This is a genomic window from Solimonas sp. K1W22B-7, from assembly GCF_003428335.1.
Classification (GTDB): Bacteria; Pseudomonadota; Gammaproteobacteria; order Nevskiales; family Nevskiaceae; genus Solimonas_A.
The window spans coordinates 1,743,022-1,756,266 of record NZ_CP031704.1; the positions used below are offsets into that span (position 1 = coordinate 1,743,022).

15 protein-coding genes are annotated in these 13,245 nt (G+C 68.9%); 7 read left to right on the forward strand and 8 right to left on the reverse strand.

Going from position 1 to position 13,245, the window contains the following annotated elements; genetic code table 11:
* Positions 1-65: 65 nt before the first annotated feature.
* The 3 genes from D0B54_RS08010 (at position 66) to creD (ending at position 3,093) form a co-directional block, all read left to right on the forward strand.
* Positions 66-1,190, forward strand: a complete 1,125-nt coding sequence (locus D0B54_RS08010; RefSeq protein WP_117290819.1) for an AI-2E family transporter — start codon at positions 66-68, stop codon at positions 1,188-1,190.
* Positions 1,191-1,212: 22 nt separating this feature from the next.
* Positions 1,213-1,605, forward strand: coding sequence for a group II truncated hemoglobin (locus D0B54_RS08015; RefSeq protein ID WP_117290820.1), 393 nt, complete (start codon positions 1,213-1,215; stop codon positions 1,603-1,605).
* 108 nt (positions 1,606-1,713) lie between these two features.
* Positions 1,714-3,093: a cell envelope integrity protein CreD gene (creD, locus tag D0B54_RS08020; protein WP_117290821.1), complete on the forward strand. Its 1,380-nt coding sequence runs from the start codon at positions 1,714-1,716 to the stop codon at positions 3,091-3,093.
* Between the two features lie 238 nt (positions 3,094-3,331).
* Here the strand turns inward: creD and D0B54_RS08025 are convergent, their stop codons facing one another.
* Both D0B54_RS08025 and D0B54_RS08030 read right to left on the reverse strand, forming a co-directional pair.
* Complete coding sequence (locus D0B54_RS08025) at positions 3,332-4,807, reverse strand: aminotransferase-like domain-containing protein (protein WP_117290822.1); 1,476 nt, start codon at positions 4,805-4,807, stop codon at positions 3,332-3,334.
* A 115-nt stretch (positions 4,808-4,922) separates the two neighbouring features.
* The gene (locus D0B54_RS08030) at positions 4,923-5,351 is read right to left on the reverse strand and encodes an FxsA family protein (RefSeq protein WP_117290823.1); all 429 of its coding nucleotides are present in this window, start codon (positions 5,349-5,351) and stop codon (positions 4,923-4,925) included.
* A 161-nt stretch (positions 5,352-5,512) separates the two neighbouring features.
* Between D0B54_RS08030 and D0B54_RS08035 the strand changes: the two genes are divergently transcribed.
* Positions 5,513-5,860: a BON domain-containing protein gene (locus tag D0B54_RS08035; RefSeq protein ID WP_205527304.1), complete on the forward strand. Its 348-nt coding sequence runs from the start codon at positions 5,513-5,515 to the stop codon at positions 5,858-5,860.
* Between the two features lie 61 nt (positions 5,861-5,921).
* On the opposite strand, the gene D0B54_RS08040 is transcribed toward D0B54_RS08035, so the two are convergent.
* On the reverse strand, positions 5,922-7,103 hold the full coding sequence (locus D0B54_RS08040; protein WP_117290824.1) for a hypothetical protein: 1,182 nt from the start codon (positions 7,101-7,103) through the stop codon (positions 5,922-5,924).
* 145 nt (positions 7,104-7,248) lie between these two features.
* Between D0B54_RS08040 and D0B54_RS08045 the strand changes: the two genes are divergently transcribed.
* Complete coding sequence (locus D0B54_RS08045) at positions 7,249-8,040, forward strand: acyl-CoA thioesterase (protein ID WP_117290825.1); 792 nt, start codon at positions 7,249-7,251, stop codon at positions 8,038-8,040.
* Entirely contained in the window at positions 8,040-8,969 is a 930-nt protein-coding gene (locus tag D0B54_RS08050) for a patatin-like phospholipase family protein (RefSeq protein WP_117290826.1), read from the forward strand. The genes D0B54_RS08045 and D0B54_RS08050 overlap by 1 nt, the downstream gene beginning before the upstream one ends.
* Before the next feature lie 67 nt (positions 8,970-9,036).
* On the opposite strand, the gene D0B54_RS08055 is transcribed toward D0B54_RS08050, so the two are convergent.
* Positions 9,037-9,393: a DUF2834 domain-containing protein gene (locus D0B54_RS08055; protein WP_117290827.1), complete on the reverse strand. Its 357-nt coding sequence runs from the start codon at positions 9,391-9,393 to the stop codon at positions 9,037-9,039.
* A 51-nt stretch (positions 9,394-9,444) separates the two neighbouring features.
* Here D0B54_RS08055 and dinB point away from each other — a divergent pair, with 51 nt between their 5' ends.
* The gene (gene dinB / locus D0B54_RS08060) at positions 9,445-10,509 is read left to right on the forward strand and encodes a DNA polymerase IV (protein ID WP_117290828.1); all 1,065 of its coding nucleotides are present in this window, start codon (positions 9,445-9,447) and stop codon (positions 10,507-10,509) included.
* Here the strand turns inward: dinB and D0B54_RS08065 are convergent.
* The 4 genes from D0B54_RS08065 to D0B54_RS08080 are packed head-to-tail and all read right to left on the reverse strand — an operon-like array spanning position 10,485 to position 13,203.
* Positions 10,485-10,904: a DoxX family protein gene (locus D0B54_RS08065; RefSeq protein WP_117290829.1), complete on the reverse strand. Its 420-nt coding sequence runs from the start codon at positions 10,902-10,904 to the stop codon at positions 10,485-10,487. The two genes, dinB and D0B54_RS08065, sit on opposite strands and share 25 nt — an antisense overlap.
* Positions 10,905-10,915: 11 nt before the next feature.
* On the reverse strand, positions 10,916-11,161 hold the full coding sequence (locus D0B54_RS08070) for a hypothetical protein (RefSeq protein ID WP_117290830.1): 246 nt from the start codon (positions 11,159-11,161) through the stop codon (positions 10,916-10,918).
* Positions 11,162-11,175: 14 nt separating this feature from the next.
* On the reverse strand, positions 11,176-12,234 hold the full coding sequence (locus D0B54_RS08075; protein ID WP_117290831.1) for an SDR family oxidoreductase: 1,059 nt from the start codon (positions 12,232-12,234) through the stop codon (positions 11,176-11,178).
* Positions 12,235-12,294: 60 nt separating this feature from the next.
* Entirely contained in the window at positions 12,295-13,203 is a 909-nt protein-coding gene (locus D0B54_RS08080; protein ID WP_117290832.1) for an oxidoreductase, read from the reverse strand.
* Between the last annotated feature and the right edge of the window lie 42 nt (positions 13,204-13,245).

The following is a 13,245-nucleotide window of genomic DNA, read 5'->3' on the forward strand; positions in this document are numbered from 1 at the left end:
GCGGGATTCCACGCCGGACTCCACGCGTTTACTCTGGCATCCCCAGCACTAGAGACCACAACGCCGTGGCCGAAATCCCCGAGCAGCTGCCCGAGCGCCGTTTCGAGCGCATCTTCCAGTATGTGTTCATGCTGGCCCTGGTGGCCGGCTGCCTCACGGTGTTGCTGCCGTTCTTTACCGCGATCCTGTTCTCGCTGGTGATCGCGATTTCCACCTGGCCCTACTACCGCTGGCTCAAGCGCGTGCTGCGCAGCCCGATCGCGGCGGCGCTGGTCGGCTGCCTGGCGGTGATGCTGCTGATCATCGGCCCTGCCGTGCTGCTGTCGATGTCGGCGGTGGAAGGTGTGGCCTGGGTGTCGGAGTCGCTGCGCGGCTGGTTTGCCAACGGCCCGCCGGCGCCGCCGGAATGGCTGGCGCGCATTCCCTGGTTCGGCGAAGAGGCGCAGGCCACCTGGCGCCGGCTGGCCAGCAATACCGGCGAACTGCAGCAGCTGCTGGCGCGCTACTTCGAGCCGCTGCGCCATTTCGCGCTGAGCGCCGGCAAGGTGTTCGGTGCCGGCTTGCTGCAGATCGGCTTCGCCATCTTCCTGCTGTTCTTCATGTATCGCGACGGCGAGCGCCTGGGCGGCTGGCTGCAGACCAGTGCGCAGCGCATCGTCGGCGAGCCTGCCGACGAGTTGGTGGACACCGCTCAGAACACCATCGTCGGCGTGATGATCGGCGTGCTGGGCACCGCGCTGGCCCAGGCCATGGTGGCGGCGGTCGGCTTTCTCATCGCCGGCGTGCCCGGTGCGATCCTGCTGGCGACGCTGACCTTCGTGCTGTCGATGGTCCCGGTGGGGCCGCCGCTGGTCTGGGGCGGTGCGGCCATCTGGCTGTTCAACCAGGGCCAGCCGGGCTGGGCGATCTTCATGGTGGTCTACGGCCTGCTGGCGATCAGCGCCGTGGACAACGTCATCAAGCCCTACCTGATCTCGCGTTCCAGCCACCTGCCGTTCGCTTTGACCATCATGGGCGTGATCGGTGGCGTGCTGACCTTCGGCTTCATGGGCGTGTTCATCGGTCCGACACTGCTGGCGCTGGCGATCAGCATCGGCGGGCGCTGGCTGTCCTCGCCTCCGGCCGTGGCGGCGGGCCCCGTGCCGCCGGCGTCCAACGACCAGGGAGCGGGGCCTCCGGCAGCAGCGTGAATTGTCCTAGACTGCGCGCCGCATGAACGCCGAAATCACCACTCTCTACGAACAGCTGGGCGGCGAAGCCGCGATCCGCGGCCTGGTCGATGCCTTCTACGACCACATGGACCACGATCCGGCCTATGCCGGCATCCGCGCCCTGCATCCGCCGTCGACCCAGGGTTCGCGCGACAAGCTGCACTGGTTCCTCTGCGGCTGGAGCGGCGGGCCCAGCTACTACATCGAGCGCTTCGGCCATCCGCGCCTGCGTGCACGGCACCTGCCGTTTCCCATCGGCGTCTCCGAGCGCGACCAGTGGTTGAAGTGCATGGCGCAGGCGCTGGTGGACAGCGACATCGCCGAGCCCTTGCAGCGGCAGCTGCTGGGCGCCCTGTCGGGCACCGCCGACTGGATGCGCAACCGCGACGGGTGAGCGGCCCTGCACCGGGCTTGCACCCGCTTTCGCGGAAATTGCACGAGGTTTGCGCGGCGGCTGCGCCGCTGTCTTCTAGGCTGGGCACTCCATCCGAGGGAGTCGTCCATGCAAACCGAAACCACGCCGCCACCGCCGCCGCCCCTGCGCAGCAGGCTGTTCCACAGCCCCGGCGGCCGCCTGCTGCTGATCGGCCTGTTGCTGCTGGCGCTGATGATCCCGGCGCAGATGATCCGCGGCGTGGTGCTGGAGCGCGAAGGCCGACGTGACGAAGCGGCCGCCGGCATCGTCGGCTCCTGGGGCGGCGGGCAGCACCTGCTGGGCCCGGTCCTGCGGGTACCTTTCCAGTCGCGCCAGCGCAGCACCGACAAGGATGGCAAGGTCACCGAGACGCGCTACCAGGATGCCGCCTACCTGTTGCCGCAGAGCCTGAAGATCGATGCGCGCCTGGATACGCAGTTGCTGCGCCGCGGGATGTTCGAACTGCCGGTCTACAGCGTCCACCTGAAACTGGGCGGGCATTTTGCGCAGCCCGACCTGGCACGCTGGGGTGTATTGGCGGAAGACATCGACTGGCAGGGTGCCGAACTGATCGTGTCGCTGAGCGAGCCGCGCGCGCTGCAGGCCGACGCCAGCCTGGACTGGCAGGGCCGCAAGCTGCGCTTCCGCCCGTCCACCGGCAGCGGCCGCATCGGCAAGCTGGCGGGCATCCACGCGCCGCTGGGCCAGCCGGGCAGCGAGCTGTTCACCGACGGGCGGGCCGCTTTCGCGATCGAGCTGGCGGCCAAGGGCGCGGAGCAGCTGTCGTTCGCGCCGGCCGCGGAGGAAACCACCGTGAGCCTGAGTTCCGCCTGGCCGCATCCGAGCTTCCAGGGCGACTGGCTGCCGGTGCGTCGCGAGGTCGGCAGCCAGGGCTTCAGCGCCGACTGGTCGGTGTCGTACCTGGGGCGCGACTATCCGCAGTCCTGGCGCGAGTCCGCGCCGGTGGGCGAGGCCCTGGAGCACTCCCGCTTCGGCGTCAGCCTGGCGGTGCCGGTGGATCCCTACATGCTGGCCGAACGCATCAGCAAGTACGCCCTGCTGACCCTGGTCTGCACCTTCGCGGTGATCTGGCTCACCGAACTGCTCTCCGGCCGCCGCGTCCATCCGATCCAGTACGGCTTCGTCGGCGCGGCGCTGTGCCTGTTCGGATTGCTGCAGCTGTCGGTGGCGGAGCATTTCGGTTTCACCACCGCCTTCATCGTGGCGGCGGTGGCGGTGACGCTGCTGGTGACGCTCTACAGCCGCAGCCTGCTGGGCGGCTGGCGCTCGCTGGCGGTCGGGTCGGTGCTGGGCGGCCTTTATGCCTACCTGTACACGATCCTGCAGGCGGAGGACTACGCCCTGCTCGGCGGCGCGGTGGCCTTGTTCCTGGGCCTGGCGGTGGCGATGTACCTGACGCGTGACTTCAACTGGTTCGGCGGCGGCGAGGCGCCGCCGGCTGCCTGATTCCAAAAAAGAAGGCCGCCTGGAAGGCGGCCTGGGGAGTTCGCGGGCCGGACGGTACTGCGGACTCCCTCGCAAGCGCCCCCACGCGCGCGTCAGGATTCCGTTGTTGTATCGCCCCGCCACGCTGTCGTTAACAAACGTTGCGAGTCGCCGGGCTAGAGGACCCGGTCGATTGCAGGCTAGCTGCGAAGAGCGATTCGGCGCACCCCCCATTCAGGTGGTACGCCCGGCGGCGGGCTCAGCCGCGCTTCGCCATCCAGCTGGCGATGCGCCCCAGCGTCGCCAGCGCCTGCTCGATCTGCGCGCTCCAGGGCAGGGCGCAGTTGATGCGCAGGTAGTTCTGGTAGCTGCCGTTGGCCGAGAAGATCACGCCGGGGTTGACCGCGATGTGCTCGCGCGCCGCGCGCTGGAACAGCTCCAGGCCGTCGACGTTGCGCGGCAGTTCGATCCACAGCACGAAGCCGCCCTGCGGGCGCGACACCACCGTCTGCGGCGGGAAGTGCCGCAGCACGGCTTCGGAGAAGCGCGCCACGGAGCGCGCCAGCGTCACGCGGAACGTGCGCAGGTGGCGGTCGTAGAGGCTGGACTCCAGGACGGCCGCCGCGGCCATCTGCGACAGCGAGTTGGTGGCGGTGGACAGGGTGAACTTGTGGCGGATCAGCTCACGGCGGTAGCGGTGGCTGGCAACCCAGCCGACACGCAGTCCCGGCGACAAGGTCTTGGAGAGCGAGGCGCAGTGCAGCACCAGGTCGGCCTCGTCGTAGGCCTTGAGCGGCGTGGCGCGGCCGCCGTAGCCCAGCTCACCGTAGATGTCGTCTTCGATCAGGGGCACGCCGTGGCCATTGAGCGTGCGCACCACCTCGCGCTTGGCTTCCTCCGGCAGCAGCGAGCCGGTGGGGTTGTTGAAGTTCTGCACGAACAGCGCCGCGGCGACGCGGTGGCGCCGGATCGCGCGGCGCAGGTCGTCGGGGTCGATGCCGTGCTGCGGGTGGTTGGGCAGTTCCACCACGCGCAGGCGCATCTCCTCGGCCACCTGCAGCAGGCCCGAGTAGGTCGGCGACTCCATCAGGATGGTGTCGCCGGCGCAGCACAGCAGGCGCAGGGACAGGTTGATCGCCTCCATGCTGCCGGTGGTGATGACGATGTCTTCCGGCGACACCTCGCAGCGCTGGTCGGCGAGGCGCCGCGCGATCTGCTGGCGCAGCCCGGCGTGGCCGGGCGGCATCAGGTAGCTGGTGGCCATCGCCGGATCGCTGCGCAGCAGCGAGCGGGTCAGGCGGTGCAGCGCCGCGGTGGGCAGCAGTTCGGCGGAGGGCGACGCATGGGCCAGCGGTACCTGGCCGGGACGCGTGATGGTTTCCAGCACGCTGGAGATCACGTCGGTCGAGATCAGGCTGGCCGGGCCCTGCGCGACTTCGATGGTCTGCGGCAGGGCCCGGGCCTTCACCGGCTCCAGGCGCACGAAGTAGCCGGAGCGCGGCCGCGACTCGATCGCGCCCAGGGCCTCCAGGTGCTCATAGGCCTTCAGCGCGGTGGTGATGCTGTAGCCGGTCTTGCGGCTCAGTTCGCGTACCGAGGGCACGCGGTCGCCGGGGCGCAGGGCGCCGATGTCGATCTGCGCCAGCAGGCGGCGCGCCACGGTCTCGTACAGGGGGTCGCCGCCTGGGCTGTCGGGCGCTTGCGCTGTACCGGTGTCGGAGTCAAGGCTGGTCATGTGTATCCCGGGGCCCCGCAGGGCGGCTCAGATCGTCATGCTGCCATTCTCCACGCCATCTGTACCCTCGACAATGCACAGATGGCAATTCTGTGCCCTATCCTGTACTCCCTGCTCAGCCACCCGGTGGCAGCCGCGGCGGCGGGCGGGAGGTGTCGCGGTATTCGCCCTCGATGATCACCGGCGAGCGCAGGTCCGGGCGGGCCGCGGCCATGCGGCGGTCTATCTGCCGGGCCAGGCGCCGGCGCAGGGCCAGGACCAGCAGCGCCATGAGGTCGGACAGCAGGCCGGGGAGGATCAGCAGCATGCCGGCGGCGAAGCCCAGCAGGCCTTCCATCATGGCCGCCGCCGGCATCTCGCCCCGGGCCATCGCGGCGCGGACCTCGCGCAGGGCCCCCAGGCCGTGGCGGCGGATCACCAGCATGCCGGCCGCGGCGCTGCCTAGCAGAACCAGCAGCACCACGCCGCCGCCCAACCCGCGTCCCAGCCGCAGCAACAGCAGGGTTTCGAGCACGATCCAGGCAAACAGCAGGAGCAGGGGCATGGGGGCAGGCCGGGCAGGGGGTGTCTACTGTAGCGCAAGTGGCTGATTCAGGACGGGTTCAGGGCGGATGGCGCAGGATGGCTGCGGTAGATGTCGCCACCTGCGACTCTCGGGTCCGGACAGGAGTCCGGATGACTTGAACCTACAAGGAGTTACTGATCATGAATTTGAAAGCCGCCCTCATTGCAGCCACCCTCGGCCTCACCGGCCTGCCGTTCGCCACCATGGCCGATTCCACGATCGGCGCCACCGCCAAGGAAGCCAAGACCGACATCCAGCGTTCCGCCACGGACGCCAGCGTGACCACCAAGGTCAAGGCTGCGCTGATCCGCGAGAAGGATCTGAGCGCCATGGACGTCAACGTCGAGACCCAGAACGGCACGGTGCAGCTGTCCGGCTTCGTCGATACCAAGGACCAGCAGTCGCGCGCCGAAAAGGTCGCCAAGTCCGTCTCGGGCGTGAAGGAGGTCAAGAACGACCTGCGCCTGAAGGGCAGCATCGGCGGCTAAGGCCTGGCCGACTGCACGAAAAAGCCCCGCCGAAGCGGGGCTTTTTCGTGTCTGGCAGGCCCTAGTCGTAGCGCTCGCCGAAGGGCAGTTCCAGCCCGAAGCCGATCCCGAAGGAACCTTCGCGGTCTTCGTCGCGCCGTTCGCGGGGAAAGGTATAGCCCAGCACCCACTCGCCCCACAGCCGCTGGTGCATCAGCGGATGGCGGAAGATGGTCTGCACGCCATACTCCGTCAGCGGCACCTCGGCCTCGGTGGAGCCGCGGACGAAGCCCTCGTAGGCGATCGCGCGGCGCTTCCGCAGCGCCTTGTAGTGGATCAGGCCGCTGCGCCAGTCCACGCCTTCGGACTCCTGGGTGATCGTGGCGACGTTGTTCCAGCGCAGCAGCCGCGTGTCGGTCAGCACCTTGCTGAGATCGAAGCCGGTGGTGAAGCCGAAGCCGTCGTCGCTGTTCCAGAACGGCGTGGCGCGCAGGTACAGCAGGTGATCGTCGTCGGACCAGGGGATGTAGCCCACGCGGTTCTGCACGAACAGCATCGGTGACCCCAGCCCGCGCACGCCGACGCGCAGGTCGGAACGCAGGTTGCTGTTGCCGGGCAGGGAGTAACCCAGGCCCGCCAGCCAGGCGTCGTCCCCTTCCAGGCTGGGGAACTGCGAGCGCAGGCCGAAGCGCTCGCTGCGGTCGCGCAGGAAGGCTTCGCTGTCGTCGCGGCCGAAGAAGCCGGACAGGCCATCCTTGATGTTGGGGAAGTCGGCACGCACGTTGAGGCGCACGCGGGTCTTGTTGCCGTAGTACTCGGACCAGTCGTGCGAGATCTGCAGGCGACCATTGGCCTGGCGTGCACTGCCAACGTGGTAGTCGCTGCCGAACAGGCCGTCGATCCACATCGCGGTGGCACAGGACACCTCCTCCAGCCGTCGCCGGGCATGGTCGACCCTCACTTCGCCTTCGGGCGGCGCCTGGTCGCAGGCACTCTTGGGCTTCATGCCGCCCTTCTCGATGACCACGTCCGCTGCGGTGCCGCCGGAGCCCGGCAGGATCGGGTCATTGACGAAGACACGGTCTGGCGGCTGGGGGGCGGTGGCGGGGGCGATCTTGTCGATGGTGGCGGCGGCGGCGCCCAGGGGATCGGCTTGTGCCTCCGGCTTCTGTGGATTGGCGGCGCAGGCGGCCAGGCCGCAGGCGGCCAGCAAGGACAGCGGTTTGAGCCAGTACTGCCCGTCAGGGCGCCGGACGATACTCATCGCACCCTTCCATGGGTCGTCAACAAGTCCACCGCAATGACCGCGACGGGCGCCCCGGGGTTCCTGCGGGTGCTCGCCAGCGGCCAGGCAATCGCTGACAATCGCGTCATTCTTTTTATCATTTTTGTCTCCTCGGGAGCTTTGTATGCGATTTTCGGAAATCCTGCAGGCCATGACCGGCAGCGGCGGCGACTGGAGCGCCAGCGTTGGCGAGGAATGGCTGCAGGGCCGCACCGTGTTCGGCGGGCTGCAGGCGGCCATCGCCGTGCGTGCGATGCGTGCCCTGGTGCCGGCGGAGACGCCGCTGCGCACGCTGCAGACCAGCTTCATCGCCCCGGTGGGGCCGGGCACGGTCCGCGTGCAGGCGCGGGTGCTGCGCACCGGCAAGTCGGCCACCCAGGTCGAGGCGCGGATCCATGACGGCGAGCAGGTCGCCTGTACCGTGCTGGGCATTTTCGGCAGCGCGCGCGAGTCCGCCGTGAACGTCGGCATGCCGTATCCCGAGGTACCGAAGGATTTCGACGGCGCGCGCGAGATTCCCTTCATCCCCGGCGCCACGCCGGTGTTCACCAAGAACGTCCGCATGCGCTGGGCCCGCGGGACCTTCCCCTTCATGGGATCGACCGAACCCGTGACGCAGATCTACGTCAGCCTGCGCGACGAGCCGGCCTGCGACGAACTGACGGTCATCGGCCTGGCCGACATCATTCCCAGCCCGGGCCTGTCGCTGCTGCAGAAACCGGCGATGGCCAGCTCGCTGACCTGGACGCTGGAACTGCTCAGCACGCAGTACGAAGCGACGGCGGCCGATCCGTTCCTGGTGGACGCGAGGGTGGTCAGCGCCAGCGAGGGCTACATCAACCACAGCACCACGCTGTGGAGTCCGGCGCGGCGCGCGATTGCCCTGAGCAGCCAGACTGTCGTGGTGTTCGGCTGATGCGCGAGGACGGCAATCCCAATGTGGTCGGCGTGGCGCTGGGTTCCGGCTCGGCGCGCGGCTGGGCGCACATCGGCATCCTGCAGGGCCTGGAAGAGATCGGCGTGCGGCCGCAGGTGGTGGCCGGTACCTCGATCGGCGCCCTGGTCGGTGCGGTCTACGTCTCCGGCCAGCTCGACGAGTTCGCCGAGTGGGTGCAGACGCTGAGTGCGCGCGATGTCTTCAGCCTGATGGATTTCACGCTGTCGGGCGGCGTGGTCAAGGGCGAGCGCCTGTTCGGCTTCTTCGAGGAGCGCCACAAGAACCCGGACATCGAATCGCTGGAGCAGCGCTACGTCAGCGTCGCCACCGAGATGAAGAGTGGGAGGGAGGTGTGGATCACCAAGGGTTCGATCCTGCCGGCCGCACGCGCTTCCTGCGCGCTGCCCGGCGTGTTCCCGCCGGTGAAGTTCGAAGGCCGCTGGATGCTCGACGGCGGCCTGGTCAACCCGGTGCCGGTGTCCGCCTGTCGCGCGCTCGGCGCGGACGTGGTGATCGCGGTCAATCTCAATACGCAGCTGGTCGGTGCGCACCTGGTGCGGCCGGCGATGGACGAGGCCGAGGCGGAGCCGGCGGCCAAGGCCGAGCGCACGCTGTGGCAGCGCGCCGTCACCTATCTCTCCAGCGGCGATGGCGAGAACCCGAGTTTCTTCGACGCGGTCGGCGCCAGCATCAACATCATGCAGGACCGCATCACGCGCAGCCGCATGGCCGGCGACCCGGCGGAAATCATCCTGTCGCCGGTGCTGGAGGACTACGCGCTGATGGACTTCCACCGCGCCGGCCAGGCGATCGCCGAGGGCCGCCGGCTGGTGGAGGGCAATGCCGCGATGATCCGTGCCTGGGCGGGGTTGCCGGCGTTGGCGGAGCCGCCGCCGGAAAGCGATTGAGCAGCCGGGATTTCAGTCCGCGAATGAACGCAAATGAACGCGAATGGGAAAAATCCCGGATTTGCGTTTATTCGCGTTCATTCGCGGACTGTATTGCCTTGGCTTCCGGCTGTTGTCTGAGTCGCAGCAGCAGGTAAAAGGCGAAGCCGGTCGCCACGCCGGGAGCCACGCCCAGCAGCAGCGCGATCCAGCCATGGCGGATGCCCAGCGTGGACTTCTCATGGATGATCCACACCGCCAGCACGCACCAGCACAGGATCGCGTCCAGGGCATAGCCGGACGAATAGGGATTGACGAAGCCGGCGGCGAAGGCGCCGACGATGTCGCCGTCGCGCAGTACCGCCGGCATCACCATTACCGCGAAGGCCAGGGCGAAGCCGAGGCCCAGCAGCCACAGCAGGCCCTGATACAGGTTGCGGTTCATGTTCTTCCTCGAAGTTGCCCGGGTGCCGGGGCCATCTTAGTCTGAAGGTGCATGCGCAAGATCATCCACGTCGACATGGACGCCTTCTACGCTTCGGTCGAGCAGCGCGACGACCCGGAGTTGCGTGGCCGCCCCGTGGTCGTGGCCTGGCGCGGCAACCGCTCGGTGGTCTGCGCGGCGTCCTACGAGGCGCGGCGCTTCGGCGTGCGCTCGGCGATGCCGGCGGTGCGCGCCGAGCGGCTGTGCCCGGAGGCGGTGTTCGTGCCGCCGGACTTCACGCGCTACCGCACGGTGTCGCGCCAGGTGCGCGAGATCATGCGGCGCCATACCGACCTGGTGGAGCCGCTGTCGCTGGACGAGGCCTATCTCGACGTCACCGAGAACAAGCTGGGCCTGCCCAGCGCCACCGAGGTGGCCAAGGTCATTCGCGACCAGATCCGTGGCGAGCTGAACCTCACGGCCTCGGCGGGCGTGGCCCCCAACAAGTTCCTGGCCAAGCTGGCCTCCGACATGCGCAAGCCGGATGGCCAGTTCGTGATCCGCCCGGCGGACATCGACACGGTGCTGCCGCCGCTGCCGGCGGCGCGCATCCCCGGCATCGGCCGGGTGACCGACCAGCGCCTGGAGCAGATCGGCGTGCGCACGATCGCGCAGCTGCGCGAGCTGTCGCAGGGTCAGTTGCAGCAGCAGTTCGGCCGCTACGGCCAGCGGCTCTACGAACTGGCGCGCGGCATCGACGAGGAGCCGGTGGTGCCGGACCGGCCGCTGCAGTCGGTGTCGGCGGAGGACACTTTCGAGCGCGACGTGCCGCTGGCGGAGACCGAAGCGACGATCCGCCGCCTGGCGGAGAAGACCTGGGCCGGTACGCGCAAGACGCAGCGCATCGGCCGCACCGTGGTGCTGAAACTCAAGACCGCGGACTTCCGCATCCTCACGCGCAGCCACACGCCGCCGAGCCCGCCGGCCTCGGTGGAGGAACTGACGCGCATCGCGCTGTCGCTGCGCGAGCGTGTGATCGGGGAGGAGAAGACGCTGTACCGCCTGGTCGGCGTCGGGCTCGGCAACTTCCGCGAGCCCGACGACGCGCCGCTTCAGGCGGCGCTGTTCGAAGCGTAGGCGGTGGCGGCCGCCGGGCTGCGATCCCGCGTGCTCCACCAGATGCAGGCCAGCAGCGCCACCTGGATCACCATGCGCAGCCACAGCAACACAGGCGGGAAGCCGGGGAACAGCTCCGGGTTCAGTGCCATGTGCAGGTTGGCCGGCGTCACGCAGAGCGTCAGCAGGAACAGGCCGTTGCCGGCCCATTGCCGCACCGACGGGATCAGGATGCCGATGGCGCCGAGCAGCTCGAACACGCCGCTGACATAGACCAGCAGCCTTGCATCCACCGGGATCCAGGGCGGCACGATGCCGGCGAAGAAACCGGTGGCGGCGAAGTGGCCGATGCCGCCGAAGAAGAACCAGGCGAAGACGATGCCCAGGCCGATGCGCTGCAGCAGGAGGGGACTCATGCGGGGGCCGTTCAGAGGCTGCGCGTGGCGCGGCGAATCTGGTAGAGGTCTTCGACGCCGTCGCGGCAACCGTCGATGAACTCGGCCGGGTAGCTGCCGGCACAGGGGCGGTCGTCGGTCAGGTTGGCGCGCTGCGCCCACTGGTAGCCGTCCTCGTGCGAACTGCAGGCGCCCTTGCAGCCGGCAACGACCTGGGGCGTGGAGGCGCAGCCGGCCAGCAGGGCCAGCGGCAGGGTGATCAACAGGACAGACTTCATCGCAAACTCCGTGTTCAGCGGCGACGGATCAGGCCGTCGTCGATCATCTGCTGGAAGTGTTCGACCACCGTCTGGTCGACGGGCCGGTAGCTCAGGCCCAGTTTCTCGCGGCTGCGGCGGTTGTCGATGCGCAGCGGCAGGCCGATGTTCTTGCTGACGAAGCCGCGCTGCAGCCTGACCAGGGGCGCGACCGCCCAGACCAGGAAGGTCGGGGTTTCCTTGCGCGGCAGGGGGTACTGCGGGAACTTCGCGCGCAGGGCAGTGCCGAGCTGCAGCAGGCTGCGCTCACCGGCGCAGACAATGTGGCGGCCTTCCGCGGCCGGGTTGTAGCCGGCCAGGATGTGCGCCTGCGCCACGTCGCGCACGTCGACCACGCCCATGATCAGCTTGGGCGCGCCGCTGCGCATCATGCCGCCGCCGAGCTGGCGCATGGTGCTGATGCTGGTCGAGGCGCTGTTGCGCGCCAGCGAGGGGCCGAGCACCAGGGCCGGGTTGATCGTCACCAGGTCCCAGCGCGACTGCGCCTTCTGGATCTTCCAGGCTTCCTTCTCGGCGGCAACCTTGGAGTAGGAGTAGGGCTGGTGCGTCAGGCTGCTGCTGGTGTTCCAGTGTTCCTCGGTGAACACGCCGCCGGCGGTGTGCTTGAGGTCGGCGTTGTCGCCGAAGATGCCGGCGACGCTGCTGGTCAGCACCACGCGCTTGACGCTGGCCACGCGGTTGCAGGCTTCCAGCACGTTGCGCGTGCCTTCCACCGCCGGGCGCACCAGGGCCTCGTTGGCGTCGGTGAAGCCGCTGATGATGAAGGGCGAGGCGGTGTGCATCACCAGCTCGCAGCCCTGCATCGCCTCGTCGTAGGCACCCGGGCTGAGCAGGTCGGCCTTGAACAGCTTGAGCTTGCCGGGGTGGGCCTCGGACAGGGCCTTGAGATGCTCCAGGCCCTTGGGCTTGGCCGGGTCGCGCACCGTGCCGTGTACGGTATGGCCGGCTTCCAGCAGGGACTTCAGGATCCAGCCGGCGATGTAGCCGCTGGCGCCGGTGACGAGCACCGGGGCGGTCTTGGAGATTTCGGTCATGGCATGCCCAGGAAAAGGTTTCGAGGGCGGCATGGTGCCATGACCCTTCCCGCCCTGCACTCAGCCTTGCAGGTAGCGCATCCCGGTCATCTGTTCCGACCAGCCCCAGAGCCGCGCCGCCTTCACCGGGTCGCTGGCGTCGGGCTTGCAGCCGACCTTCCTCGGGTAGCCCTTGAGCTCCTTGAAGCCGTCCGGCCCGTAGTACTCGCCGCCGGAAACGCCCGGTGCGGTGGCGGCGTAGAGCGCGGGCAGGGCGCCCATCGCCGGCGCCTGCGCGATCAGCCGGGTCATCAGGCGCATGAAGGCGTTGCCGATGTCGAGGTTGGTGGCGGTATAGCCCGGGTGCGCCGCCAGGGCGGTGACCGGCAGCCCGGCGCGGCGCAGGCGCCGGTCCAGCTCGAAGGTGAACTGCAGGGTGGCCAGCTTGCTGGCGCCGTAGGCGTCCATTTCCTTGTAGGGACGGCGCTCGTAGAGCGGGTCCTCCAGGTTGACGCCGGAGGTCAGGCCATGGGCCATGCTGGCGGTGTTGAGGATGCGCGCGCCGGGAGTCGCCGCCAGCCGGTCCAGCAGCAGGCCGGTCAGCAGGAAGGGGCCCAGGTGATTGGTGCCCATGTGCGTCTCGAAGCCGTCGCGGGTACGGCCCTTGGGCACCATGATCGCGGCGCCGTTGTTGACCAGCAGGTCCAGCTTTTCATGGCGAGCCGTGAAGCCGGCGGCGAAATCCCGCACCGAGGCGAGATCGGCGAGGTCGATCGCCATCACCTCGGTCTGTGCCCGCGGAGCGCGGCGCTGGATTTCGGCGACTGCGGCTTCGGCCCGTGCCAGGTTGCGGCAACCCAGCACGACGCGGGCACCGGCACCCGCCAGGCCGGCGGCGATTTCCAGCCCCAGGCCGCGGTTGGCGCCGGTGACCAGCGCCAGCCGGCCGGAAAGATCGGGAATGTCGCGGAGCGTCCACTGCTGGGTCATGTCGGGTCCCCTGGGTTCCCTGCATTGCAACAGAGCCCGCCG